The following is a 22,412-nucleotide window of genomic DNA, read 5'->3' as shown; positions in this document are numbered from 1 at the left end:
ACCAGAAATGTACGTTATTCATACAGTTTAGGCAATACCGAATGTACGATTTTCCTAAATGCATGTTTTTCAGGCTTGTGCGAAAATTGTACAATGACTGACGCACCGACCGACATGTATCTGGATTGGATCCGGGAAGCCCTGAAACAGCCGGGCAAAACTCAGGTAGGCCTTGCCGCCCACCTCGGGATCGCGCATCCGCAGATCACCCAGCTTTTGAAAGGCAAGCGGAAGCTCAAGGTCAACGAAATACCGAAGATCGCCGCTTATCTTGGCGTTGACCCGCCAGGTGGTGAGATCAAGCCTTCTTCATCGAAATGGGTACCGGCACGAAAGGCCGGGATCGTCGCGGCCGGCCTATTTCGTGAAGTCGACGAGTTCGACCAGTCGGAGCCGGAAGAGATCACCGTTCCGCGGGATGAGAATTTCCCGAGCGCCCGGCAGCTGATATTCGACGTGGAAGGCGACAGCATGAACGAGCTGAAGCCCCGCCCGATCCTGCCAGGCGATACCGTTGTCGCCACGGCCTATGAGGATATCGCCGGCCGTGTCGTGCTACGGGATGGAATGGTGGTTGTTGTCCAGCGCACCCGCGACGGCGGCCACATGCGGGAATGGTCGGTTAAGCAGATCGAGATCTACGAGGATCGGACGGAGTTTCATCCTCGATCGAGCAACCCGAAGCACAAGCCGATCATCGTGCATCGGCAGTTCGATACTGACGACGGCGTTTCAGTCGAGGTGATCGCCGTCGTCAGGATGGTGATGAACACGATGCCGGGGCTATGAAATGGCCGGTGATCACCCAGCACGCTACGATATGCGGAAGGACGGGTACGACACCTGGGAGATATTCGTCACCGAAACCGGCCGGACCGTCTTCGTCAACGGCAAGCCATACGCAAAGCTGAAGCTCGACGAAGCGGATATCTACCTGGACGTGCTGAACTCAGGCGACTATTGGCCCGATGAGGTGACAGTGCAGTGAGTTCCATCACGGACTCCGTTGCGGAACTTGTGCGCGCGGCGAATGAAGTTGATCGGCTGGCAGCTTCGAGAAGCGCCGGCTGCTGGACCGTGCCTAACAGACGATCCGCGACGGCCGGGATGAGATCGGCCTAGCGCGAGACAGCCTGGCCCGCGATCCGGCAATCGATTTCCTGACCATGTCGAGGTCGATCCCGATGTTCGACGAGGATGAAATCACGCTAATTTCTGCTCTCACTCCATCCGCAGGGGTATTTCAGATATCGTGATTTTTTCCTTGATATTCTGCACCCCTGCTTCCTCCATCGCTTTTACAATCGCATCAGCGACAATAAAGGGATAGTTTGTCGGTCCGATGATAACCCTCTCCAGCAGATTGGGTATCGTAATCCCTTGCGACGCGAATGGTCCGTCCGTTTTCAACGAAAGCTTTGTCACCAGTTGAGGGATACCACGGATTACTGCTACCTCCTGGCGCAACCCGTCCAAGGGATCTACATCATCGGTGTGCATCACCCGCCATTCTTCTTCCTCTCTAAAGCCATGATGCTTCGAGGCGGTAGCAATTTTCCTCAGCGCGGCACCTAAGTACCATCCGATAAGTTGGCGCGGCTGGCCCTTTATGAAATCGACATCTCGTCGGATTCCCTCGGCCACTTTCGCGAGTTTCGCCCTGAGCTCATCTTCAGTATCATAACTTACTGGAGTGCTAAAAAAACTTGGATTCTCTACCAGATTTGTGAATGGCTCCGGATTTACCACCAGTGCCACTCCCGCATATGTCCCCGTGTATGCCCTCCACATTGATAAGCGTCCGTGCACCTCATCGGAATGGTGGACGGAGAGACAAGTCACATACGTGCGATGCAGGAGCATAAGCTCCCTTTGCTTAAAGTCAGAAAATACTTCTTGAGACAGACCTGGGTGTGCTTGGTCAACTGCAACGGCAACTGCAGTGAGCGCGGGCTCGATAGACGTGTCCGTTGGTGATGAGATGGATTTCTGGATAAGGGAGAACCCATGATGTATCTCCGCTTTATCATTCATCACCCGTGCGTTCCGAAGCCAAACCTCTCCACGAAGTATGTTGATGGCATTCTCCGCCGTCGTGTAATGAACAAGCTTCTGATTGGAAAAGAATTGTTTCCGAAGCCGATCTGTTTCGTCCGGATTAAAAATCCACGCTAAGCGACCGGCGTCGCCACTCACGCTGTCCTCGATCATTATCCCCAACCCCATCCTGAAGACACACTAATAGCTATCAAGACGTTCTACCTCAAGGACACGAGGCTCCGGTCCGTTTCGCCCTGCCCTATGCTGAGCCCGACAGGCGGCGGAGATGCAGGTGCGGATGGCGGTCATCCCGACTAACTGTAGCCTTGAGGATAGGACATTTCCTCATGCTGCATGCGTCATTCACTTCGGGCTTGGCGCTACAATCGCTTATGCGCACGTGTTCAGGGGGTCCGGCTCTCGGCTATGCGGCACAAGAACGACGACCATTCGCATCGAACTCATGGCAAGCTTGCGCGATCTCCACCATCATCCAGCGCTTCGGTTCCGAACACATCCGGCTTACCCCCTCCCCGTCGATGAAGTTCATTACCGGCAGGACTCGGAAATCGTCTTCGTCACCGACTGTTGCAAAGGCCACCAGCTTGAAGCTGTACCCGGGGAACCGATTGCCGAGATAATGCTCCATCCTCTCTTTTGAATTGGTGATTTCGTGCCGCCGGTCGAAAGGCGGCACGATGATGAATTCCAGCACTTCCCTATCCATAACGCTTTCCTCCGCTGATCGCGAAAAGGCGGCCGATGACGCTTTCACAGTGGCCGCAAAAGAACGGCAGGTTGTCGAGGTAGCCCTCCTCCGCCAACGCGCACGGATCGTCCGGTAACTCGGCACCCGGCGGCGGCTCCAAGAGCTTTGAACTTTCACGCAAGCAGTTCTCGCAACGAATGTGCAGCCGCACAGGCGACTGTGATCTCGCTAACTCCAGCCCCATCTTTGTTCTCCTTTCGTTCTAACGAAAACAGAACCGGGACGAGAAGTCGAGAGTGATTCGGCTTGAGCGTTAAAGATTCTTCATTCGGCGCTGTATGTAAGTTTTTCATACATTCACACTTGACGGCAATGTATGATTTGCGTACATTCTCTTCACCAGCCGCCCCGAACACCTCGCAAGAGAAGCTCCGACGGGACGGCGACAAGATGAGGACCGGCAATGCAGCACATCGAGCAAATGAACCGCACGACCGACGCGCTCCGCCTCGCCGTGCAGGATCTGTCGGAAGCAGTCGAGCGCGCGCGCCGTAAACATCGCAAGGGCGAGATCATCACCGGCCGGAACTATCTGCGCCAGATCAGGGACGTCTACGAACTGCAGGTGAAGGCCGGTACCCTCGGCGCGACCGGCCCGCTCGTCGAGCCTCTGATGCCCGACGTCTTCAATAGCCAGCTCGTCGGCCGCACCGCCGAAGAACGCAAGGCACTGGAATGGAAGGGCGTGTTCGACTGCTTTCCGTTCCCCATCCCCCACCACTTCAAGATCGCAGCGGAGTAAGCCGCCATGAACAACATGCAGATGTCAGTCGGTATGCAATACGCCGAGCGCATCGGCCAGGAACTGGCATGTGCCCGCGCCTTTGCTGGAAAGCACGATCCGCAGCACCAGTGGGACGTGAATTATCATGTGCAGGCGGCGCGGCTGCAATTCGAAAGCCTTGCCACCGAGCTCGGGTATCAGGTCGAGCGCATCACGCCGCCGCTGCTGGTGGCCGCAGAATGACCAGCTCCTATTCGATCCGAGCCTTTGAAGGTTGCTCCTGCGGTTCCTGCGAATGCCGGTCCCGCGCTGTCGATCTTGGCAGGTTTCAGAAACGAACCGAGCCGCCTTTTTCGCCATGCTCCCGCATAGCCCTCGCCTTCCTCGCTTGGGCCGCGGTGTCGGCGGCGATCCTCATCACCATCAACGAGCTCCGGGACATGGACCGGCAGCAGCAACTGGAGAACCGGACATGACCGAGAATGCTTGGCATTGGTGGCAAGAAGCGCTTGCCGGCCGGATCGGGCCGATCCACGACGGCCACCCGCAGCAGGGATATTACCGCACCCGCTTCAAGGATAAGCCGTGGGAACCCGTCGCGATCTGGTTCGAGGACGGCGAATGGCATGCCCTGCGCGGCGAGCGCAAGGTTGACGCTTCCGACATCTGGACTTGGTGCTGCCGCAACCCGATCACCTACGAAGCCTATAACAAGGCCATTGAAGGCGCGGGCTGGGATGACGAGCCGGAGGCTCCGGCCATCGGGCACAATCTGCCCGACGATCCTTTCGACGCTCTACAGGTCGAGTTCGCGGCCGAGAAGGAACAGGCCGAAGCGTTCTTGAAACAGCCGATCAAGACGCAAGCCGACGCCGACCGCGCGGCGATCTGGTCCAAGCGGCTTTCCACCATCGCGAAGAAGGCGACCGACCTGCACAAGGTCGAGAAGCAGCCGCACCTCGACGCCGGCCGTGCAGTCGACAACAAATGGCGCGAGCTAAAGGAAGAGCCGGACGCCCTGAGCAAACGGCTCAAGCGCCATATGGACGACTATCTGCGCGAGCAGCAGCGGATTGAAGCGGAACGCCAGCGAAAGGCGCAGGAAGAGGCCGACCGCAAGCGCCGTGAGGCAGAAGAGGCAGCCCGTCTCGCCGCCGTCGCAAATGACGACGCAGCGGCAGACGAAGCAAAACGGAAACAGGAAGAAGCCGCCCAGGCGGAACGCGATGCACAGATGCGCAACGCAACCGCCGGCCGTACCGGCGCCCGTGTTGCGCTGCGCACCTTTGTGTCCGCCCGGATCGTCGATTACGACAGGGCACTCAGGGCCCTAAGCGACCATCCCGAAATGAAAGCGCTTGTCGAAACGCTTGCGAACCGCGCCGTCCGGGCTGGTGTCGAAGTGGAAGGCGTCGAACGCTTCGAAGAGCAGAGGGCTGCCTGATGACCGAAGCAGCACCCCGCACGATCGTCGCCGTCAAGTTTGCCTGGGAGAAGGCCGACAAGACCTACGATTACTTCGTCGATTTCCCGGTCGAAGTCGGACAGCGCATTTACGTTCCGACCAGACGAGGCGAAGCGAAGGTCGAGATTATGGCGATTAAGACCGAATCCGAAATGGCTTCGGTCGCCGCCCTCCGTCCGGTCGAAGACCTGCGCACGGAAGAAGAGAAGCAAGCCAAGTACCCCAACGCACAGCGCATGTTCTCGGAAGACCGAACGATGCTCGATGAAAAGGGCACTCGGTCGATCTTCGATGACGTCGATCGATAGGAGAAATCCATGAACGCTCACGTTCCAGCACTCGCCGGCGGCGGCCAGGTTATGGCTATCGTCCCACAGTCGTTTGAAGAAACCTTCCGCATCGCCCGCGCTGTCGTTGCGGCAGGCCTTGCGCCTGCATCCCTGGTCGGGAAAAAGACTGGCGATGATGCCGCGAGCGCCGTAGCAGTCTGCATAATGTCAGGCGCCGAGCTCGGCCTCAAGCCAATGGTCAGCCTGCGCAGCTTCACCGTCATCAACGGCAAGCCGGCGCTTTACGGTGACGGCCTGATCAACGTGGTTCGTCAGTCAGGCAAGGCCAAGCTTCTCAATTTCGGTTACGCCAAAGATAACCGCCGGCTCCTTCGCGCTGCTGGCGTATTACCGTCTGCTGAGGACGAAAAGGAATTTCCTGGCTGCACCGAGGAAGCTTTTAAGGCGCTTTCCGAGGACCAGCGCACCTTTGGCTTCTGCGAAGCAGAACGCACCGACACCGGAGAGAAGAAAACAGTCATCTTCACTGTCGAGGACGCGAAGCGAGCCGGCCTATATCAGGACAGCCCCACCGTCGACAAGTATGTTTGGGAGAATGGTCAAAAGGTCTTCAAGAAAGACCAGCCGAACGACGCGCCTTGGTATCGCTTCTACAAGCGGATGTTTGGTTGGCGCGCGGCCGGCTATTGCCTTCGCGAATTATTCGGCGACGTGCTCGGCGGTATCCGCGACGAGTATGAAGCTCGCGAGATCGCCGACATCGAAGAAATGCGCGATGTCACGCCGCCGGCAGAAATCAAAACTGGTCCGTCGAAACCTCCTGCGCCGCCAAAGCCGCCCGCCCCTCCGTCCGCTAAGACCATAGACGCTGAACCGGCGAAGGAAGAAACCGCCGAGCAGAACGAGTTCGACCTCGGCGCATTTCTTGAGGAAATCGAAACTGCGCTCGCCGGCGCCAAGACTGCCGAGGACGCGGCGGAAATCTGGAACGACTTCGACGCACCGGCCACGCTGGAAAGCGCCGGCCATGCCGACATGATCGACACCGCATACGCGATCCGCGACCGTCGGCTTGCCCAGCTTGAGCCGATCAACGGAGGCTGACCAGTGATCAAGAAAGCCCCCGAGCACCCGCCCTTTTATCTCGTCCGCGATGGTGACCGCCTCATCGGCGAAATGGAGATGGATCGCGAAATGATCCGAGAGTTCTCGGTCGGCCAGCGCATCCAGGCTGACCTTCGGACCGGTCGCGTGCCCAGCCGCCTCCGCTTCTACTTCAAATTCCTGCGGGAAGTCGTGAAGGCGACCGAATGCGCGCCGCACCCGAAGGCGCTGCACCAGATGGTGAAGCTCCGCACCGGCTATACCGATGACGTGATCATGGGCGGCTTCATTGTGAAGGTTCCCTCGTCGATCGCTTTCGAGAGCATGGACGAGCCTACCTTCGAAGGCTTCCTCAACAACGCGATCCACTTCATTGCATCGGAATTCGGAGTGACGCCGGAAGATGTGATGCCGGAGCGGGAGGATCGGAGGAGATCGGCATGAGCGAAGACGTACGCCTTTTGCCTGGAAGCATGTCCGAAGTGGATGCGCTGACCTGCGACGACCCTATCACTAGCCTTATTGCCCGGATGTCGGTCTCCAACGTTCACGCCGGCCTCGTCGAGTTCATCAACTCCGAGATCAAGCGCCCGAATGCAAATGCCGACCACATGCTTATCGGCATGGCCGCCTACATGATCCAGATGCACGCGAGTTTCGCCGCCTACCTCGTTGATGCCGAGCGCGCAGACGATGTCGTCGGGCAGTTCCAAGCAGTCGTTGACCGGACATACCGCGAGCACTTCGTCGACAGCGCGAAGGAGTTGGCGGCATGATCGACTGGCAGAAAACCGCCTCTCACGTCATCGGCGAGGTTCACCGAAACCTTCCGGCCGACGCCGACCTCGCCGCCCGCAAGAAAGCTCTGCGCGCCGCTCGCCCGTGGGAATTCGCCTCGACGAGTTGGGGCCGTAAGGTTTGGGCCAAGCACTCCCGGGCCTACCTGGAAAAGCACGGTCTGCCGCCGCTGAAGCCGAAGTCCATCGAAAACCACCTTTCACCGCTTGAGCGCATGATCGCCAGGGCAAAGGCAGGTGCGTCATGACCTCCATTTCCGAAATCCGAAAGCAGGCATGGGAAACGCGCCGGAAGAAATACGGCACTCACGGCCATAGTGGATCATACAGCCGAAATTCCCCGCCGTGCCAGGACTGCATCCGAATGCGCCAATGGCTCGTGCGGCTCCATGTCGAGGGCACCTTAACCGAAGGACAGGCGGCAAAGGCCACTGGGCTTAGTCGCATCGATCTTCGCGCGGCCGCCGATGGCATGATCAACTCTGGCCTTGTCGCCGACACGAGGGGGCAGCCGCTATGACCGTTACCAAAGTCAAAGCCCATACCCGAGGCGTCCCCGATCCATTTACACCCGTTTTCGAAGCTCGCCGGAAGGACTTCGCTCTGAAATGGGGCGTCGAGCTTCTCGGCGCGAACGATGATCGGCTAGCGGCACCCGTCGCAGATCCTGTAGCCGGTCCCGGCCGCGTCACAGTCGAATCCATAAAGCGGCAACTGAAGGACATCGCCAGGATGATCGGGGGGCAGGGATGAGCCGCCGCGAATTCACGAAGACAGTCAAAGCCCAGATCGTCAAACGCGCCATGCTCGCGAGTGGTGAAATCACCTGCGAGGGGTGCGGGCTCATTCTGGGGAAGAAAGCCTACGAGATTGACCACACAGTTGCTGACGCACTGCAGGTCGATAAGAACGCGAAGCTCACGGCCGACGACGGCAAGCTCTTGGGTCTCGACTGCTGCCATAAGCCCAAGACGGCCGACGACAAAGGGAAAATCGCCAAGGCTAAACGCAATGAGGCGAACCACCTCGGCTTTAAAACTGCACCCGCTAAAAAGCTCCGCGGTGCGCCCTTCCCCAAATCCTCAAAACCGAAGCACGAGCGCCAGGCTCTCCCGCCGCGCCAGCTATACGAGGCGAAGCCATGACCGATATGTTGCGCCTGGCCGTTGCCTCTGTCTTAGAGGCCGACAAAGAATTCCGTTCGAACATGCCCCCGGGTTGGGAGGGCGATCCGCTATCCGACGAGATAGATGGCTTGCGCCGCATCTTCGAAGCCACTCCCGCACCCCAGTCGCATTTGGTGGGCAATCTACCACTGCTTAATGAAATAGACGGCACTGCCTCCGATAGCGGTGAAAGCCAAGATAAACAGGATCGCGCGGACGGTCCCCGTGATCATATTTGCCTCGTAGATGAAGTCGAAGAAGCTACGTCTCCGGTTGGACATACGGCACCTTTGTCTGCGTCGATTCACAATGCCGTGGCTAACGGTGCGGTCGAAGCTAGTCAATCAAGTTTCCGTACTGCCACCCGCGGCGCACTCCGAGAGGAGCAGTCGGAATGACGACGCCGGCTCTGGTAAAATCCGCCGACCTGAAACGCATGGCAGCGATTGCCAAGCGTGACGGCGTCCGCGTCGAAATCGAGGTTGACGGAAAAATTATCCGTGTTGCCCCCGATATCCCCACAATCCACAGCCAGAGGCCTGTTGAGAAAGAAGTGGACTTCGATTTCTAATGGAAGACATGCCCCGCAAACCGTTCCTTTCTCGTGAGAAGAGCCGCCACGGCCGGCTCGTTTGGTATTTCAAACGGAACGGAAAGCGCATTCGGCTGCCTGACGAATACGGCAGCGCCGAATTCAACGCGGCTTACGAGAAGGCGCTCACGGGATCGACTATTTCAGCGCCGGAAGAACCAAAATCGAAGACCGGTTCCTTCAAATCGCTCGTCGGACAATACAAGCGGAGCGCCGCCTTTGCAGCCCTGGCGCCAGCAACACGACGCGCCCGAGACAACATCCTGAAACAGTTGCTGGCGGACCCAAAGAACGCGGATGGCCAGTTCGGGAAGATCACAAAGGCGCATATCAAGAAGGCGATGGACAAGCGCGCAGCTACTCCGAATGCGGCTAACAATCTCCTCAAGACGTTTAGCCACCTGTTCAAATGGGCGGTCGAGGCTGAACACCTCGAGACAAACCCCGTTGCCGGGGTTTCCAAGGTCAGTGTGAAGTCAGATGGCTTTCACACCTGGACCGTCGATCAGGTCGAAAAATTCCGCGCCCACCACAAACTCGGCACCAAGCCGCGCTTGGCCATCGACATCCTCCTCTTCCTTGGCCTGCGGAGATCCGATGCGGTTGTTGTCGGACGCCAACATATGAAAGACGAGCTCATCTCCTTGAGGACCGGCAAGACAGGCGCATGGGTTTATCTGCCGGTCTTCAAGCAACTCAGGGAATCGATCGAAGCCACGCCAACCGGCGACCTTGCATTTCTGACGACGGAAAAGGGAAAACCATTCAGCTCGGCAGCATCGTTCGGGAACTGGTTCGCGAAGCAATGCAAGGCGGCAGGGCTGCCGGACGAATGCAGAGCGCATGGGCTTAGGAAGGCAGGCGCCACCATAGCCGCCGATGAAGGCGCGACGGCTCATGAACTGATGGCAATGTTTGGTTGGTCGAGGCTGGCTATGGCTGAGGTCTACACGAAGGAAGCCGATAAAAAGAAGCTGGCCAGAGGCGCTTCGGAACGCCTGTCGAACAGAATGTAGGTCGCACCTATATCCCCGACTGGTCGCACCTTTAACAAATTCAACATTTTAGAGGGTAGTTTGGCGACCCCTGCAGGACTCGAACCTGCGACCTGCTGCTTAGAAGGCAGCTGCTCTATCCAGTTGAGCTAAGGGGCCGATCCCGACAGCGTCCGGCATCACAATGCCTGTGGCCGGACCGCGAAATCAGTGTGTCCAGGGTTGGACGCGGTTGAAGCGAAAATTGTCGGTGTACGAAACGACCTGGCGGGCCGGGTCCTTCGGCTGGATCACCCGGTATTCGATACCTTCACGCTTGGCATAGGCTTCCGCCTGTTCCAGGGTCTCAAAAGTTAACCGCAACTGCTGTTTCATATCGCCGGAAGACGTATAACCGAGAATCGGATCAATGCGGCGCGGCTGTTCCTGATCGAACTCCAGGACCCAGAGATGGGTCTTGGCCTTGCCGGACTGCATAGCGGTTTTTGCGGGACGATAGATCTTCGCGGGCATTCCTGTGACGCTCCATGGACTGGACCGGCGCAAGCCTCGCCTGAAAGCGTGGTCGGAGTGGAGAGATTCGAACTCCCGACCCTCTGGTCCCAAACCAGATGCGCTACCAGACTGCGCTACACTCCGTTCCTACGTTGACTGCGAGATACACGGTTCCTTTTTGTGTCGCAACATCAAAATAGGACCTTAGCCCATCAAAGGAAAAGTTAAGTGGGGATCACCACTGATTGCCGATGCGCTTGCCGACCGCCTTGTCGCCCACCTTTATGCCAAGCGCCTTCGCCCGGCCGGCGTTGATCTCCAGCACGAATTTCACCGGTCCCTGCGAATCGATGATATCCCGCGAGAAGGGCACGGCGTTCTCCTTGATATGGGAAATCGTGCCGTCCCCCTGGATGAACAGCATGTCGAGGGCGAGAACGGTGTTCTCCATCCACATGGAAACCCGCCGAGCCTGGCCAAAGTCGAACAGCATGCCGTGATCCGGCGCCATTTCCTTGCGATACATCAGGCCATGTTGCCGCTGCGCGTCGGTGACCGCCAACTCGATCGAAAGCCTGTGAGTGCCACCCGCCGTCCTGATCGAAAGCTCGTCGCGCGGGAACGTCATCTCCTGCGCAATCGCCGCCCCCGCCAGGAGCAGAAAAAGCGCCGCAAGGGCGCTTTTGATAACTTTCAACGAAATACGCATCAGTGTGACCGACTCACAGGATTGGGATTGTCGGGATGAATTTCGGCGGCCATCAGGCCTTTGTCGCCAGGCCCGTAGCGGACCAGGACCACCTGGCCGGGGCGCAATTCGGTGAGGCCGAAGCGCCGTAGCGTCTCCATATGCACGAAAATATCTTCTGTCCCCTCGCCGCGCGTCAGGAAGCCGAAACCCTTGGTGCGGTTGAACCATTTAACCAAGGCGCGTTCGAGCCCGCTGGTAGCAGTCACTTGTACGTGCGTGCGAACCGGCGGAAGCTGCGAGGGATGCACGGCGGTCGACTGATCCATCGAGAGGATACGGAAGGCCTGGTAGCCACGATCCCGCTTCTGGATCATCGCCACGATGCGGGTCCCCTCAAGGATCGTCTGGTAACCGTCGCGCCTGAGGCAGGTCACGTGCAGGAGAACATCCTGCATGCCGTTATCGGGAACGATGAAGCCGAATCCCTTGGCCACGTCGAACCACTTTACGACGCCGGTGATCTCGATCAGCTCAACCGGCTCACCCGAGAGCTCCTCGAAACCGGCAACGCCCTTCGATGACATCCTGTCTGCCATATCCTGTCGGCCCCTCGATTACGCGTTACGACGTGACGGTTTAACTGATTCCCGAAGGATAGATTAACATCCCGCTAACCGTCCAGCGCAAGTCCCCGTCTTGGCTTTATCCACCTTCATCTCTATTCAGGGTGGCTTGCTCCAGGCTGACGTCTGCGCCATATCCGTACGGCATTCATCGGAGGGAGACATCATAATGCGTTATCTTCATACCATGGTCCGGGTGAAAGACCTGGATGCTTCGCTTCATTTCTATACAACTGTTTTCGGGTTGAAGGAGATTCGGCGCAGCGAAAACGAAAAAGGCCGTTTCACTTTGGTTTTCCTCGCCGCGTCCGACGACCTCCAGGCTGCGGAGAAAAATCTCGCGCCTTGCATCGAGCTTACCTATAACTGGGACACCGAAGACTATACGGGCGGGCGCAATTTCGGTCACCTCGCCTATGAAGTCGACAACATCTACGACTTCTGCAAGCATCTGCAGGACAACGGCATCACTATCAACCGCCCGCCGCGCGAGGGCCGCATGGCCTTCGTCAAGTCTCCCGACGGCATTTCCATCGAACTCCTCCAGAAGGGCGAGAACCTGCCGGTCGCCGAGCCCTGGGCGTCGATGCCAAATATCGGCACATGGTAATACCCTCTGGCGCGGCGCTCTTCAAATCGCCGCGCCAGCCCTCATCCAACCTTGCCTCAAGCTGACCCGGCACTCACGTGCCGGCCTCACACGGCTTGTCTGCCCGGCACTTCCGGGAGATGCTCCAAATCACGATTCGACGCGAGCTGACGGGGCTTCCCTTGCCAAAAATGCCTTTCTCTTCTTCGAGCATCCGCATGGCGCTGGCTGCTGCGTCCGTTTCCGCCTTGTTGCTGAGCGGCTGCACCACGACGAAGGAAACCGCCGAAGCAGGCATATCGCAGCCTGAGACGACAAAACCGTCAAGCGCCAAGGGGATTCTCGCCAAAGGCGGCACCACCGCTTCGAACCGCTATGTCGATCCGGTGATCTCCAAAGCCTCTGGAAAGCAACAAGCCCAAGCGCAAACTCCTCCCGCGTCCACCGCGTCGCCGAACGAGAGCGGTTTTCCGGTCGCTCCCGCCGCTCCGCAGCCCTCCTCTATCGCCGGCCTCGCGACCCAGCCGACAGCCATCCGTGCCGGCAGCAGCACGATCTTCTCGTCCAATCCGCCCGCTTCCGCGCCTTCCACCTCCCCGTCCGCCAGCGGTCCGGTTCCGGCCGAACTGCCAAGGCGTAATTTCAACGCCACAACCGCAAGCCTCTTCGGTCTTCAGCAGGCCATCCCTGCCGCGACATGCGGCACCGATCCGCAGGGCAATCCGTTAACTTGCTGATTCGACGCTATTTTTGTCCGTAAATTCGACCGCACGACACCTGTCATTTTTTTGCAAAAAAGATGGTTTTGGCGCTTGCGGGAAAGAAATCACCTCTCTATAAGATCGCTCACCGCACGCGCCCTTCGTCTATCGGTTAGGACGCCAGATTTTCATTCTGGAAAGAGGGGTTCGACTCCCCTAGGGCGTGCCACTCCCTTCTCCCAAGTTTTTGTTTTTGCTTCTCTATCTGCTGATCTCCAGCGGCATTTGCGCGCGCTATTTTTTTGCGTCCGCCAAGTGGAAAAAGTGCAATTTTGCGCTTGCGGGAAGTCAGCACCCTCACTATAAGGGCGCTCACCGCACGCGCCCTTCGTCTATCGGTTAGGACGCCAGATTTTCATTCTGGAAAGAGGGGTTCGACTCCCCTAGGGCGTGCCATCCGGCATTTTTTTGCATTCCATCTTTTTCATAGTATGGTGCTGATCTTCAGTAGCAGGCGCCCATCGTCTAGCGGTCAGGACGCCGCCCTCTCACGGCGGTAACACGGGTTCGAGTCCCGTTGGGCGTACCACTTCCCTCTTCAAAATGAACTGATCGCGTTTATACCGCTTTTGCCGCGTCGAGCAGGCGGAGTTGGATCCGGCGGTTGCCCTGCCAGTGGTCGGCGCTCAGGCAACCGGCGGCGTGGATCTGGCTTCCTCGCGAATTGAGCAGCATGTTTCCGAGCGGCGTCTCGGCGGCGCGGAAAGCGATTCCTTCAATCCGCGAGCCGTCCACCGCCTCCAGCGTCACCTTGATATGCGCCGTGCCGACCAACCGCGCATCCTTCAGCCGATGGGCGGGGATCGCAAAGACCGGCTGGGCATGGCCGGAGCCGTAGGGGCCAGCCTGTTCGAGCATATCGAAAAGCTCCAGCGTCGCACCGGAAGCCGACAGAGCGCCATCGATCTTCAGCACATGGTTGGCGACGAGGCCCGGCACGCTTTCGCCCGCCATTTCCTCGAAGAAGGCGCGCAGACGCCCGAGATTGGCCCGATCGACCGTCAGGCCCGCCGCCATGGCATGGCCACCGCCCTTGACGAGCAGGCCAGCGTCGACGGCGGCCCGAACCATACGACCCATGTCAAAACCGTTGATCGAGCGGCCGGATCCCATCCCCTTGCCGGACGGATCGAAAGCGATCGCAAAGGCCGGACGCCTGAACTTCTCCTTCAGCCGCGCGGCAATCAGTCCGACGATGCCGGGGTGCCCTTTCTCGCTTGCCGTCACCAGCACTGACGCGCCCTCGCCCGTTCCGTATTCGGCAAGCACTTCGGCTTCCGCTTCAGCGAGCATGGCCGCCTCCATCGCCTGCCGCTCGCGGTTGAGCTCATCCAGCCGACCGGCGATCTCTTCGGCCTCGACCGCGTCGTCCAGCGTCAGCAGACGACTGCCCAGCGCCGCATCGCCGATGCGGCCACCGGCATTGATACGCGGACCGACGAGGAAACCCATGTGATAGGGCGTCACCGGCCCGCCAAGCCCAGCCTTGCGAAAAAGTGCTGCGAGGCCTGCATTGCCCATATGGCGCGCGGCAAGCAGCCCCTTGACCACATAGGCGCGATTGAGGCCCTTGAGCGGCACCACGTCGCAGACGGTCGCGAGCGCCACGATGTCCAGCCAGGCGAGCAGGTCGAGCGACTTTGCGCGCGGATCGCCACGCTCACGCAGAAGGCGCGCGGCGGCTACGAGCACCATGAAAACCACACCGGCGGCGCAGAGGTGGCCCTGGCCGGAAAGATCATCCTCGCGGTTGGGATTAACGAGCGCCAGGCATGGGGGCAGTTCGTGGCCGAGCTGGTGGTGGTCGATGACCACGACGTCGCAGCCTTCGTCGCGGGCGGCAGCGAGCGCATCATGGCTGGTGGAGCCGCAATCGACGGTGACGATGAGTCCTGCACCGTTGGCGATCAACTGGCGGATCGCCGTCGGATTGGGGCCGTAGCCCTCGAAGATGCGGTCCGGGATGTAGATTTCCGCGTCGACGCCGAAATGCCGGAGGAAGCGATAGAGGAGCGCGGAAGAGGCGGCGCCATCGACGTCGTAATCACCGAAGATCGCTACCTTCTCGCGCCTTGCGATGGCATCGGCCAGACGGTTCACCGCCTTTTCGCAATCTGTCAGGGTGAAGGGCTCCGGCATCAGCGAACGGATGGTCGGATCGAGGAAGGCCGGAGCATCGTCGAGCGTAACACCGCGCCCTGCCAGAACGCGGGCGACAAGATCGGGGATGCCATGGATCTGGGCAATCGCGAGCGCCCTGTTTTGCGCCGCCTGGTCGAGACGCGATACCCAGCGCTGATCGCTTGCAGAGCGTTCAACACCCAGGAATGCGCGCGGGACGGGATCAACCGTTTCCGCCGCCGACGAAAGCGCGGAGATAAGTCTGGTCATCGATCGCTTTTAGCGCATTCAAGGAGAAACAGTAATCCACCCCACCGAACCATCGTGTGGATTGCGTCCTCTCCTGAATTTATTGTGAGCTCTCAGAGCGAAAACCAGATTATCGCACACGCGGCCAAGCCTATCAGGGCCGCAAAGAAGACGAGCATGAAGCTCCAATTCCCGCGCCCTTCGAAATCGTCACTCGCTTGATCGTTTGCATGGACCAGATGCAAGGTCCGCGAACCCATCGACTTGTCGACGGCTCCACCAATTCCCAGCCGGTAGGCCTTTTTCCCAGTGTTCATGGTGATCACGCAAGCGCCTCCTCGCGATGGTGATTACACCTGACAATCTACGCCCGGGAACCTCGCCCGGCTAGTCTTGAAATCTTCATAAGGCCTGCTTTTTTGACGGCTGTTTCAGGAGCATACCGTCCCTTCCGCGAATAAAATGGCCGGCAAGGAAGCCGGCCATTTTCCTGAAGTCCTAGAAGGCTTTAGGCCGCTCGATGCGGATCACCTGAGGCTCCCCGACGAGATAGCTTTCCGTCTTGATCGCATCAACCGCCTTGCGGATCGAAGCCTCGGTCGTCGCATGGGTGACGAGGATGATCGTCTTGGGGCTGTCGTCGCCGGCCTCCGGTGTTGCGCGCTGCACGATCGATTCGAGCGAGATGGCGTTTTCCGCCATGCGCGTCGCGATCGAGGCGAAGACGCCGGTGCGGTCGGCCACCGTCAGGCGGATGAAATAGCCGCCCTCGTGGCTGCGCATGCGCGCGCGCTTGTAAGGAGCGAGCGATGCCGCCGGCGTCCCCAGCACCGGCACGCGTTGCTCTCCCGGACGGCTCTTGGCGATATCGGCGATATCACCCAATACGGCGGATGCCGTCGCATTGCCGCCGGCACCGGGGCCAACCATCAGCAACTCGCCAAGGATATCGGATTCGATCGCGACCGCATTGGTGACGCCGTCAACCTGCGCAATCACCGTGTCGTGCGGCACCATGGTCGGGTGCACCCGCTGCTCGATACCGCTCTCGGTCTTTTGCGCAACGCCGAGCAGCTTGATGCGATAACCGAGATCGGACGCGGCACGGATGTCCTCGATCGAGATATTGGTGATGCCTTCGAGATAAATCTCGTCCGCAGCGATCTCGGAGCCGAAGGCCAGCGTCGTGAGGATGGCAAGCTTGTGGGCCGTGTCGTTGCCCTCGATGTCGAAGGCCGGATCGGCTTCGGCGTAGCCCAGACGCTGTGCTTCCCTGAGGCAGTCGGCAAAGGACAGGCCCTCCTTCTCCATCCGGGTCAGGATGTAGTTGCAGGTGCCGTTCATGATGCCGTAGACGCGCGAGACGGTATTGCCCGTCAGGGATTCGCGCAGCGCCTTGATGACCGGAATGCCGCCGGCGACCGCCGCCTCGAAATTGAGGAGCGCGCCCTTTTCCTCGGCGATCTTCGCGAGTTCCACGCCGGAGGCGGCGAGCAGCGCCTTGTTGGCGGTCACCACATGGAGACCTCGCTCCAGCGCCGCCCGGACGGAGTCCGCGGCCGGTCCATTGGCGCCGCCCATCAGTTCCACGAAAACGTCGATATCGGCTTCTGCTGCCAGTTTCTCCGGTGTATCGAACCAGGCGATGCCGGAAATGTCGATGCCCCGGTCGCGATTGCGGTCGCGGGCCGTCACGGCCGTGATCTCGATCGCACGGCCGCACGTGACGGCGAGTTCGTTCGCGCGATTCTGGATGATCCGGACGAGCGAGGCACCAACGGTGCCGAGACCCGCAATCCCGACTTTGAGGGCATCTGACATGCTATTCTTCCTGGTTCCTGGGGAGGAGGAGGCGGACCACGGGGACCCGCCTCATGCTAAAGAAATCCGATCAGCGGCGCGTATTGAGCGAGATGACGTTGTGCATCGTGTCATCCGCCGTCGACAGGAACTTCTTGATGTTGCGCGCAGCCTGGCGGATACGATGCTCGTTCTCGACGAGCGCCAGACGGACGTAGTCGTCGCCCATTTCGCCGAAACCGACGCCCGGCGCGACCGCGACATCCGCTTTCTCGACAAGAAGCTTCGAAAACTCCAGCGAACCGAGGTGGCGGAATTTTTCCGGGATCTTCGCCCATGCGAACATGGTCGCAGCCGGCGGCGGCACTTCGAAACCGGCCTTGCCGAAGCTCTCGACCATCACGTCGCGGCGGCGCTTGTAGATGTTGCGGACCTCCGCAATGTCGGAACCGTCGCCGTTCAGCGCGTGGGTAGCGGCCACCTGGATCGGCGTGAAGGCGCCGTAGTCGAGATAGGATTTCACCCGCGTCAATGCGGAGATCAGGCGCTCGTTGCCGACGGCAAAACCCATGCGCCAGCCGGGCATGGAGAAGGTCTTCGACATGGAGGTGAATTCGACGGCGATATCCATCGCGCCCGGCACCTGCAGCACGGACGGCGGCGGCTCGCCTTCGAAGTAGATTTCCGAATAGGCCAGATCCGACAGCACGATGATGTCGTGCTTCTTCGCGAAGCTCACCACTTCCTTGTAGAAATCGAGCGACGCCACATGTGCCGTCGGGTTGGACGGATAGTTGAGAATCAGCGCCAGCGGTTTCGGGATCGAATGCTTCACGGCGCGTTCGAGCGGCGGGAAGAAACTGTCGTCCGGCTCGACCGACATGGAGCGGATCACGCCGCCCGCCATCAGGAAGCCAAAGGCATGGATCGGATAGGTCGGGTTCGGGCAGAGGATCACGTCGCCTGGCGCGGTGATCGCCTGCGCCATATTGGCAAAGCCTTCCTTGGAGCCCAGCGTCGCGACGACCTGGGTCTCAGGGTTCAGCTTGACGCCGAACCGGCGGGCGTAATAGGCGGCCTGGGCGCGGCGCAGGCCTGGAATACCCTTGGAAGACGAATAGCGGTGCGTGCGCGGGTCCTGCACCACTTCGCATAGCTTGTCGACGATCGCTTTCGGCGTTGGAAGATCGGGATTGCCCATGCCGAGATCGATAATGTCGGCGCCACCCGCTCGCGCGCTCGCCTTCAAACGGTTGACCTGTTCGAAAACGTAGGGCGGCAGACGCCGGACTTTATGAAACTCTTCCATGGCTCCCTCGAAAAAATAGATGCGGAAAGCAGGCCTCATTGCGCTGCTTCGTGGCGCATCCTAGACGATTTGTGATTTGCGGCCAAACGGGCCGAAACGCAAGCGCTATTTGGCGATGTTGGCCAAGGCGTCGTTGCCGTGCTCGGCAGCGAGCTTGCGATATTCGGCGACGCGTCGCTGATACTCGGCTTCCGAGATCGAGCCGGTCCTGCGGGCGCGGGCCAGTGCGGCAAGCCGCGGCTCGCTCTTATGGTAATCGTCATCTTCGATCTGCTCTGCGGCAGCCGTCAGAGTCGGGGCGAAGGTGGGATAGGTGCCGGTGTTTTTCTTGACAAGCGGACCGGGCGCCGGCGAGGTGCTGGACTGGGCGACGACGGCGGGCGGCGGCGTGTTGGGAATGCCGTCGTCGAGCGCGAAGCTCTGGCTGTTGCAGCCGGTCAAAAGAGGCAGTGCGCCAAGACCCACCCATAGCGGTATGCCGACGATTCCATGCCTCAGTTTTTCCATTTCCGTAACCCAGTTTCCGTGCCGGCAATATATCTACCTGAACGCGCCGATCGCTGGCACTTGTATTCGCTTTCGGGCACAATGTACAAACGAAAACAAACGAGAATTCGCTGGGAGGCCGTGCGTGACGGAAAAGACCGAGGATAAGGGCGGCACGGGACAGGAATTTCCGGGCTTCGATCCCAAATCGGTCGAGGCCTATATGGTCAAGGACCCGCACGCGCTTGCGATGAACGTCGCTCGGGCGCTGGAGAATCTCGGCAAGGCGGCATCGGAATGGCTCAAGCCCCGTGAGAGTGGCGAGATCGTCGATTCGGCCGCCGACCCGATGACCGATCTCGTGAAGACGCTCTCGAAAGTGACGGAATACTGGATCTCCGATCCGAAGCGGACGCTGGAAGCGCAGACGCTGCTTTTCTCGAGCTACATGGGCATCTGGATGCGCAGCTTGAGCCGGTTCTCCGGCCAGCCGGTCGAACTCGCGCCGGAAATGTTGCCCAACGACAAGCGTTTTGCCGATCCCGACTGGGTGAAGAACCCGTTCTTCGCGTTTTTGAAGCAGGTCTATCTGGTCACCGCCTCCTGGGCAGAAAAGCTGGTGAGTGACGCCGAGGGGTTGGACGAACACACCAGACATAAGGCCGCTTTCTACGTGAAGCAGATCACGGCGGCTCTTTCGCCGGTCAATTTCGCGCTCACCAACCCGGAAATCTATCGCGAGACGATCGCAACCAGCGGCGCCAACCTCGTAGCCGGCATGAAGATGCTCGCCGAAGACATCGCCGCCGGCGGCGGGGAACTGAGGCTGCGCCATACGGACGCGACCAAGTTCGCCATCGGCCACAATCTGGCGCTCACGCCGGGCAAGGTCATCGCCCAAAGCGATATCTGCGAAATCCTGCAATACGATCCTTCGACCGAGACCGTGCTGAAACGGCCGCTGATGATCGTGCCGCCCTGGATCAACAAGTTCTACATTCTCGATCTCAACCCGCAGAAGAGCTTCATCAAGTGGTGCGTCGACCAGGGCCACACTGTCTTCGTCATCTCCTGGGTCAACCCGGACAAGCGGCACGCCAGGAAGGATTGGGAATCCTACATGCGCGAGGGGATCGATTTCGCGCTCACAACGATCGAAAAGGCGACCGGCGAGAAACAGGTGAACGCGGTCGGCTATTGCGTCGGCGGTACGCTGCTCGCCGCCACGCTTGCCTATCACGCAAAGCAGAAGAACCGCCGGATCGCTTCCGCGACCTTCCTCACGACGCAGGTGGATTTCACCCATGCGGGCGATCTGAAGGTTTTCGTCGACGAGGAACAGATCGCTGCGATCGAAAAGCAGATGGATGCGGCCGGCTTTCTCGAAGGTTCGAAGATGGCAACCGCCTTCAACATGCTGCGCGCTTCCGAACTCATCTGGCCCTATGTCGTCAACAACTACCTCAGGGGCCAGGAGCCACCGCCCTTCGATCTGCTCTACTGGAATTCCGATTCGACCAGGATGGCAGCCGCCAACCATGCCTATTACCTGCGCAACTGCTATCTCAGCAACAATCTGAGCAAGGGTGAGATGAAGCTCGGCGGCAAGTTGGTTTCCCTCAAGGACATCAAGATCCCGGTCTACAATCTCGCAACCCGCGAGGATCATATCGCGCCGCCGAAATCCGTCTTTCTCGGCTCTTCGCTGTTCGGCGGACCTGTCGATTTCGTGCTGACCGGCTCCGGCCATATCGCCGGCGTCGTCAATCCGCCCGACAAACAGAAGTACCAATACTGGACGGGCGGCAAGGTGAAGGGAGATTTCGAGGATTGGTTTGCCAAGGCTGAGGAGAGCAAGGGTTCCTGGTGGCCGCACTGGCATCAGTGGATCGAGGCGAAGGACGACGCCCAAGTCCCGGCCCGCAAGCCCGGCGGCTCGGCGCTCAACGCGATTGCCGACGCGCCCGGCACCTATGTGCTTGCCCGCATCTGACCGCCCTTCCCCATGCGTTTCGATCCGCCGCTCGTCCCCGCGACCCTTTTGCAGCGCTACAAGCGCTTCCTCTTCGATGCGGTCGCAGAGGACGGCACGCCGTTTACCGGTTCCTGCCCCAATACCGGCTCGATGCGTGGGCTGACGGCTCCGGGTTCACGTATCTGGGTGTCGCTGCATGACAGCCCGACCCGCAAATACCGGCACATGTTCGAGATGGTCGAGGTGGATGGCGAAACGGTCGGCATCAATACCGGCCTGCCGAACCGGCTTGCAGAGGAGGCAATCCGCGCCGGTCTTATCCCGAGCCTCGCCAGCTACGGGGCGATTTTGCGCGAACAGCGCTATGGCCGCAATTCGCGCATCGATTTCCTGCTCTCCGGGGATGGCCTGCCGGATGCCTATGTCGAAGTGAAGAACGTCCATTTCATGCGGGAAACCGGATTGGCCGAATTCCCCGATACCGTGACCAAGCGCGGCGCCAAGCATCTGGAGGAACTGGGCGACATGGCGGAAGCCGGTCACCGGGCGGTGATGATCTACCTGATCCAGCGGCACGATTGCACGCGCTTTTCGATCTGCGCCGACCTCGACCCGCTCTATGCCCTGGCCTTCGAGCGGGCAAAATCCCGCGGCGTCGAAGCCTATGCCGTCCGCTGCCGCGTTTCGCCCGAAGAGATCGTCCCTTCGGGACTGATTCCGGTCGACGGTCTCGGTTAACGCTTCTCGGCCGCCTTGTAGACGGCATTCCGGTCACGCCGGCCAACTGCGATCACTAGCACGATCAGTTGCGCATCGCGGACCTCGTAGACGAGACGATAACCGGCGCTTCTGAGCTTGACCTTGTAGCGGTCCTTGGCGCCGTAAAGCTGGGCGGAGGGCACGCGCGGATTTTCAAGCCGCTCGGCAAGCTTCTTCCTGAATTGATCGCGGATATTGGCGTCGAGCTTTCGCCACTCCTTCAAAGCAACGTCGAGAAAGGCGAGCTCATAGCTCATCCAGCGTCACCTTGACGACGGCTTCCCCTGCCCGGCTGTCCGCCAGCGCATTGAGTTCAAGGTCTTCGAGCCTATCCATCATGACTTCGTAAGCCTTGGCGGGAATGCAATAAAAGGCCGGCTCGTTGCGGTTCAGGATGGCGACCGGGGCTCCCTCGCCTGCGGCGACGGTTCCCATTGGATTGCGCTTCAGTTCCGAAATGCTGGCTGTCACTTCGGCAAGGACAACGCTAACCATGGCTCTCTCTTTCGTATATCAATCCGCTCCTTATATAGAGCGCTAAACAGCACTTTAAAAGGCTCTTTCAGTGCGATCAATCCACATCGCCGCCAACAAACCGCTCACGATTCGCTG

Annotated in this window: 31 protein-coding genes and 5 tRNA genes; 22 read left to right on the top strand and 14 right to left on the bottom strand. The window is 59.6% G+C overall.

The window, feature by feature from the left end; translation table 11 throughout:
• Positions 1-93 precede the first annotated feature (93 nt).
• Together ABK249_RS22730 and ABK249_RS22725 are read left to right on the top strand one after the other, a co-directional pair.
• Complete coding sequence (locus ABK249_RS22730) at positions 94-789, top strand: LexA family protein (protein WP_348864109.1); 696 nt, start codon at positions 94-96, stop codon at positions 787-789.
• 1 nt (position 790) lies between these two features.
• On the top strand, positions 791-988 hold the full coding sequence (locus ABK249_RS22725) for a hypothetical protein (RefSeq protein ID WP_348864107.1): 198 nt from the start codon (positions 791-793) through the stop codon (positions 986-988).
• A 233-nt stretch (positions 989-1,221) separates the two neighbouring features.
• Here ABK249_RS22725 and ABK249_RS22720 read toward each other — a convergent pair whose 3' ends face one another.
• Together ABK249_RS22720 and ABK249_RS22715 are read right to left on the bottom strand one after the other, a co-directional pair.
• Entirely contained in the window at positions 1,222-2,211 is a 990-nt protein-coding gene (locus tag ABK249_RS22720) for a DUF2971 domain-containing protein (RefSeq protein WP_348864106.1), read from the bottom strand.
• Positions 2,212-2,464: 253 nt separating this feature from the next.
• On the bottom strand, positions 2,465-2,767 hold the full coding sequence (locus tag ABK249_RS22715; RefSeq protein WP_348864105.1) for a hypothetical protein: 303 nt from the start codon (positions 2,765-2,767) through the stop codon (positions 2,465-2,467).
• Between the two features lie 445 nt (positions 2,768-3,212).
• Between ABK249_RS22715 and ABK249_RS22710 the strand changes: the two genes are divergently transcribed.
• The 13 genes from ABK249_RS22710 to ABK249_RS22650 all read left to right on the top strand — a co-directional run bounded on the left by ABK249_RS22710 (position 3,213) and on the right by ABK249_RS22650 (position 9,963).
• A complete protein-coding gene (locus ABK249_RS22710; protein WP_348864104.1) occupies positions 3,213-3,551 on the top strand; it encodes a hypothetical protein in 339 nt (112 codons plus the stop codon).
• Between the two features lie 6 nt (positions 3,552-3,557).
• Complete coding sequence (locus ABK249_RS22705; protein WP_348864102.1) at positions 3,558-3,776, top strand: hypothetical protein; 219 nt, start codon at positions 3,558-3,560, stop codon at positions 3,774-3,776.
• Between the two features lie 229 nt (positions 3,777-4,005).
• Positions 4,006-4,977: a hypothetical protein gene (locus ABK249_RS22700; RefSeq protein WP_348864101.1), complete on the top strand. Its 972-nt coding sequence runs from the start codon at positions 4,006-4,008 to the stop codon at positions 4,975-4,977.
• A complete protein-coding gene (locus ABK249_RS22695; RefSeq protein WP_348864100.1) occupies positions 4,977-5,306 on the top strand; it encodes a hypothetical protein in 330 nt (109 codons plus the stop codon). Before ABK249_RS22700 ends, ABK249_RS22695 begins: the two co-directional genes overlap by 1 nt.
• Positions 5,307-5,492: 186 nt before the next feature.
• Entirely contained in the window at positions 5,493-6,392 is a 900-nt protein-coding gene (locus ABK249_RS22690) for a recombinase RecT (RefSeq protein WP_348864099.1), read from the top strand.
• A 3-nt stretch (positions 6,393-6,395) separates the two neighbouring features.
• Positions 6,396-6,836: a hypothetical protein gene (locus ABK249_RS22685; protein ID WP_348864098.1), complete on the top strand. Its 441-nt coding sequence runs from the start codon at positions 6,396-6,398 to the stop codon at positions 6,834-6,836.
• Positions 6,833-7,168, top strand: a complete 336-nt coding sequence (locus ABK249_RS22680; protein ID WP_348864097.1) for a hypothetical protein — start codon at positions 6,833-6,835, stop codon at positions 7,166-7,168. The genes ABK249_RS22685 and ABK249_RS22680 overlap by 4 nt, the downstream gene beginning before the upstream one ends.
• Complete coding sequence (locus ABK249_RS22675; protein WP_348864095.1) at positions 7,165-7,437, top strand: hypothetical protein; 273 nt, start codon at positions 7,165-7,167, stop codon at positions 7,435-7,437. The genes ABK249_RS22680 and ABK249_RS22675 overlap by 4 nt, the downstream gene beginning before the upstream one ends.
• A 268-nt stretch (positions 7,438-7,705) precedes the next feature.
• A complete protein-coding gene (locus tag ABK249_RS22670; protein WP_348864094.1) occupies positions 7,706-7,942 on the top strand; it encodes a hypothetical protein in 237 nt (78 codons plus the stop codon).
• Entirely contained in the window at positions 7,939-8,334 is a 396-nt protein-coding gene (locus tag ABK249_RS22665; RefSeq protein WP_348864093.1) for a hypothetical protein, read from the top strand. The genes ABK249_RS22670 and ABK249_RS22665 overlap by 4 nt, the downstream gene beginning before the upstream one ends.
• Positions 8,331-8,753, top strand: coding sequence for a hypothetical protein (locus tag ABK249_RS22660; RefSeq protein WP_348864092.1), 423 nt, complete (start codon positions 8,331-8,333; stop codon positions 8,751-8,753). The genes ABK249_RS22665 and ABK249_RS22660 overlap by 4 nt, the downstream gene beginning before the upstream one ends.
• Positions 8,750-8,926 (top strand): hypothetical protein, encoded by a 177-nt coding sequence (locus ABK249_RS22655; protein WP_348864091.1) that lies wholly within the window; start codon positions 8,750-8,752, stop codon positions 8,924-8,926. The genes ABK249_RS22660 and ABK249_RS22655 overlap by 4 nt, the downstream gene beginning before the upstream one ends.
• A gap of 362 nt (positions 8,927-9,288) precedes the next feature.
• Positions 9,289-9,963, top strand: coding sequence for a tyrosine-type recombinase/integrase (locus ABK249_RS22650; RefSeq protein WP_348864089.1), 675 nt, complete (start codon positions 9,289-9,291; stop codon positions 9,961-9,963).
• Positions 9,964-10,024: 61 nt separating this feature from the next.
• Here the strand turns inward: ABK249_RS22650 and ABK249_RS22645 are convergent.
• The 5 genes from ABK249_RS22645 to ABK249_RS22625 all read right to left on the bottom strand — a co-directional run bounded on the left by ABK249_RS22645 (position 10,025) and on the right by ABK249_RS22625 (position 11,724).
• Positions 10,025-10,101, bottom strand: a tRNA-Arg gene (locus ABK249_RS22645).
• A gap of 48 nt (positions 10,102-10,149) precedes the next feature.
• Positions 10,150-10,455 carry an ETC complex I subunit gene (locus ABK249_RS22640; RefSeq protein WP_037154899.1) on the bottom strand — a complete coding sequence of 102 codons (306 nt, stop codon included), beginning with the start codon at positions 10,453-10,455 and terminating at the stop codon, positions 10,150-10,152.
• A 49-nt stretch (positions 10,456-10,504) separates the two neighbouring features.
• Positions 10,505-10,581: transfer RNA gene (locus ABK249_RS22635), tRNA-Pro, on the bottom strand.
• 91 nt (positions 10,582-10,672) lie between these two features.
• Positions 10,673-11,146, bottom strand: coding sequence for a DUF192 domain-containing protein (locus tag ABK249_RS22630; protein WP_348864087.1), 474 nt, complete (start codon positions 11,144-11,146; stop codon positions 10,673-10,675).
• Positions 11,146-11,724: a cold-shock protein gene (locus ABK249_RS22625; protein WP_037154893.1), complete on the bottom strand. Its 579-nt coding sequence runs from the start codon at positions 11,722-11,724 to the stop codon at positions 11,146-11,148. The genes ABK249_RS22630 and ABK249_RS22625 overlap by 1 nt, the downstream gene beginning before the upstream one ends.
• Before the next feature lie 196 nt (positions 11,725-11,920).
• Here ABK249_RS22625 and gloA point away from each other — a divergent pair, with 196 nt between their 5' ends.
• The 5 genes from gloA to ABK249_RS22600 all read left to right on the top strand — a co-directional run bounded on the left by gloA (position 11,921) and on the right by ABK249_RS22600 (position 13,630).
• Entirely contained in the window at positions 11,921-12,361 is a 441-nt protein-coding gene (gloA, locus tag ABK249_RS22620; protein ID WP_037154890.1) for a lactoylglutathione lyase, read from the top strand.
• Between the two features lie 197 nt (positions 12,362-12,558).
• Positions 12,559-13,077 carry a hypothetical protein gene (locus tag ABK249_RS22615; protein ID WP_348864085.1) on the top strand — a complete coding sequence of 173 codons (519 nt, stop codon included), beginning with the start codon at positions 12,559-12,561 and terminating at the stop codon, positions 13,075-13,077.
• Positions 13,078-13,195: 118 nt separating this feature from the next.
• Positions 13,196-13,270: transfer RNA gene (locus tag ABK249_RS22610), tRNA-Glu, on the top strand.
• Positions 13,271-13,422: 152 nt separating this feature from the next.
• Positions 13,423-13,497, top strand: a tRNA-Glu gene (locus ABK249_RS22605).
• A 58-nt stretch (positions 13,498-13,555) separates the two neighbouring features.
• Positions 13,556-13,630, top strand: a tRNA-Glu gene (locus tag ABK249_RS22600).
• A gap of 29 nt (positions 13,631-13,659) precedes the next feature.
• Here ABK249_RS22600 and recJ read toward each other — a convergent pair.
• From recJ to ABK249_RS22575, 5 genes are all read right to left on the bottom strand, one after another.
• A complete protein-coding gene (recJ, locus tag ABK249_RS22595) occupies positions 13,660-15,492 on the bottom strand; it encodes a single-stranded-DNA-specific exonuclease RecJ (protein WP_348864084.1) in 1,833 nt (610 codons plus the stop codon).
• Positions 15,493-15,584: 92 nt separating this feature from the next.
• On the bottom strand, positions 15,585-15,797 hold the full coding sequence (locus tag ABK249_RS22590) for a hypothetical protein (protein ID WP_037154881.1): 213 nt from the start codon (positions 15,795-15,797) through the stop codon (positions 15,585-15,587).
• Between the two features lie 172 nt (positions 15,798-15,969).
• On the bottom strand, positions 15,970-17,292 hold the full coding sequence (locus ABK249_RS22585) for a homoserine dehydrogenase (protein WP_348864082.1): 1,323 nt from the start codon (positions 17,290-17,292) through the stop codon (positions 15,970-15,972).
• Between the two features lie 70 nt (positions 17,293-17,362).
• Positions 17,363-18,580 carry an LL-diaminopimelate aminotransferase gene (locus tag ABK249_RS22580; protein WP_037155344.1) on the bottom strand — a complete coding sequence of 406 codons (1,218 nt, stop codon included), beginning with the start codon at positions 18,578-18,580 and terminating at the stop codon, positions 17,363-17,365.
• 105 nt (positions 18,581-18,685) lie between these two features.
• Entirely contained in the window at positions 18,686-19,087 is a 402-nt protein-coding gene (locus ABK249_RS22575) for a hypothetical protein (protein ID WP_348864080.1), read from the bottom strand.
• A gap of 124 nt (positions 19,088-19,211) precedes the next feature.
• Between ABK249_RS22575 and ABK249_RS22570 the strand changes: the two genes are divergently transcribed.
• On the top strand, positions 19,212-21,059 hold the full coding sequence (locus ABK249_RS22570) for a PHA/PHB synthase family protein (RefSeq protein WP_348864079.1): 1,848 nt from the start codon (positions 19,212-19,214) through the stop codon (positions 21,057-21,059).
• A gap of 12 nt (positions 21,060-21,071) precedes the next feature.
• The gene (gene sfsA, locus ABK249_RS22565) at positions 21,072-21,779 is read left to right on the top strand and encodes a DNA/RNA nuclease SfsA (protein ID WP_037154871.1); all 708 of its coding nucleotides are present in this window, start codon (positions 21,072-21,074) and stop codon (positions 21,777-21,779) included.
• Here sfsA and ABK249_RS22560 read toward each other — a convergent pair.
• Both ABK249_RS22560 and ABK249_RS22555 read right to left on the bottom strand, forming a co-directional pair.
• Positions 21,776-22,057 carry a type II toxin-antitoxin system RelE family toxin gene (locus ABK249_RS22560; RefSeq protein ID WP_227702706.1) on the bottom strand — a complete coding sequence of 94 codons (282 nt, stop codon included), beginning with the start codon at positions 22,055-22,057 and terminating at the stop codon, positions 21,776-21,778. The genes sfsA and ABK249_RS22560 overlap by 4 nt on opposite strands.
• Positions 22,047-22,295, bottom strand: coding sequence for a type II toxin-antitoxin system Phd/YefM family antitoxin (locus tag ABK249_RS22555; RefSeq protein WP_037154866.1), 249 nt, complete (start codon positions 22,293-22,295; stop codon positions 22,047-22,049). The genes ABK249_RS22560 and ABK249_RS22555 overlap by 11 nt, the downstream gene beginning before the upstream one ends.
• Between the last annotated feature and the right edge of the window lie 117 nt (positions 22,296-22,412).

Source organism: Neorhizobium phenanthreniclasticum (assembly GCF_040066075.1).
GTDB classification, from domain to species: Bacteria; Pseudomonadota; Alphaproteobacteria; order Rhizobiales; family Rhizobiaceae; genus Neorhizobium; species Neorhizobium petrolearium.
The sequence above is the reverse complement of the archived record's forward strand: the minus strand, read 5'-3'. Positions and strand labels throughout refer to the sequence as shown.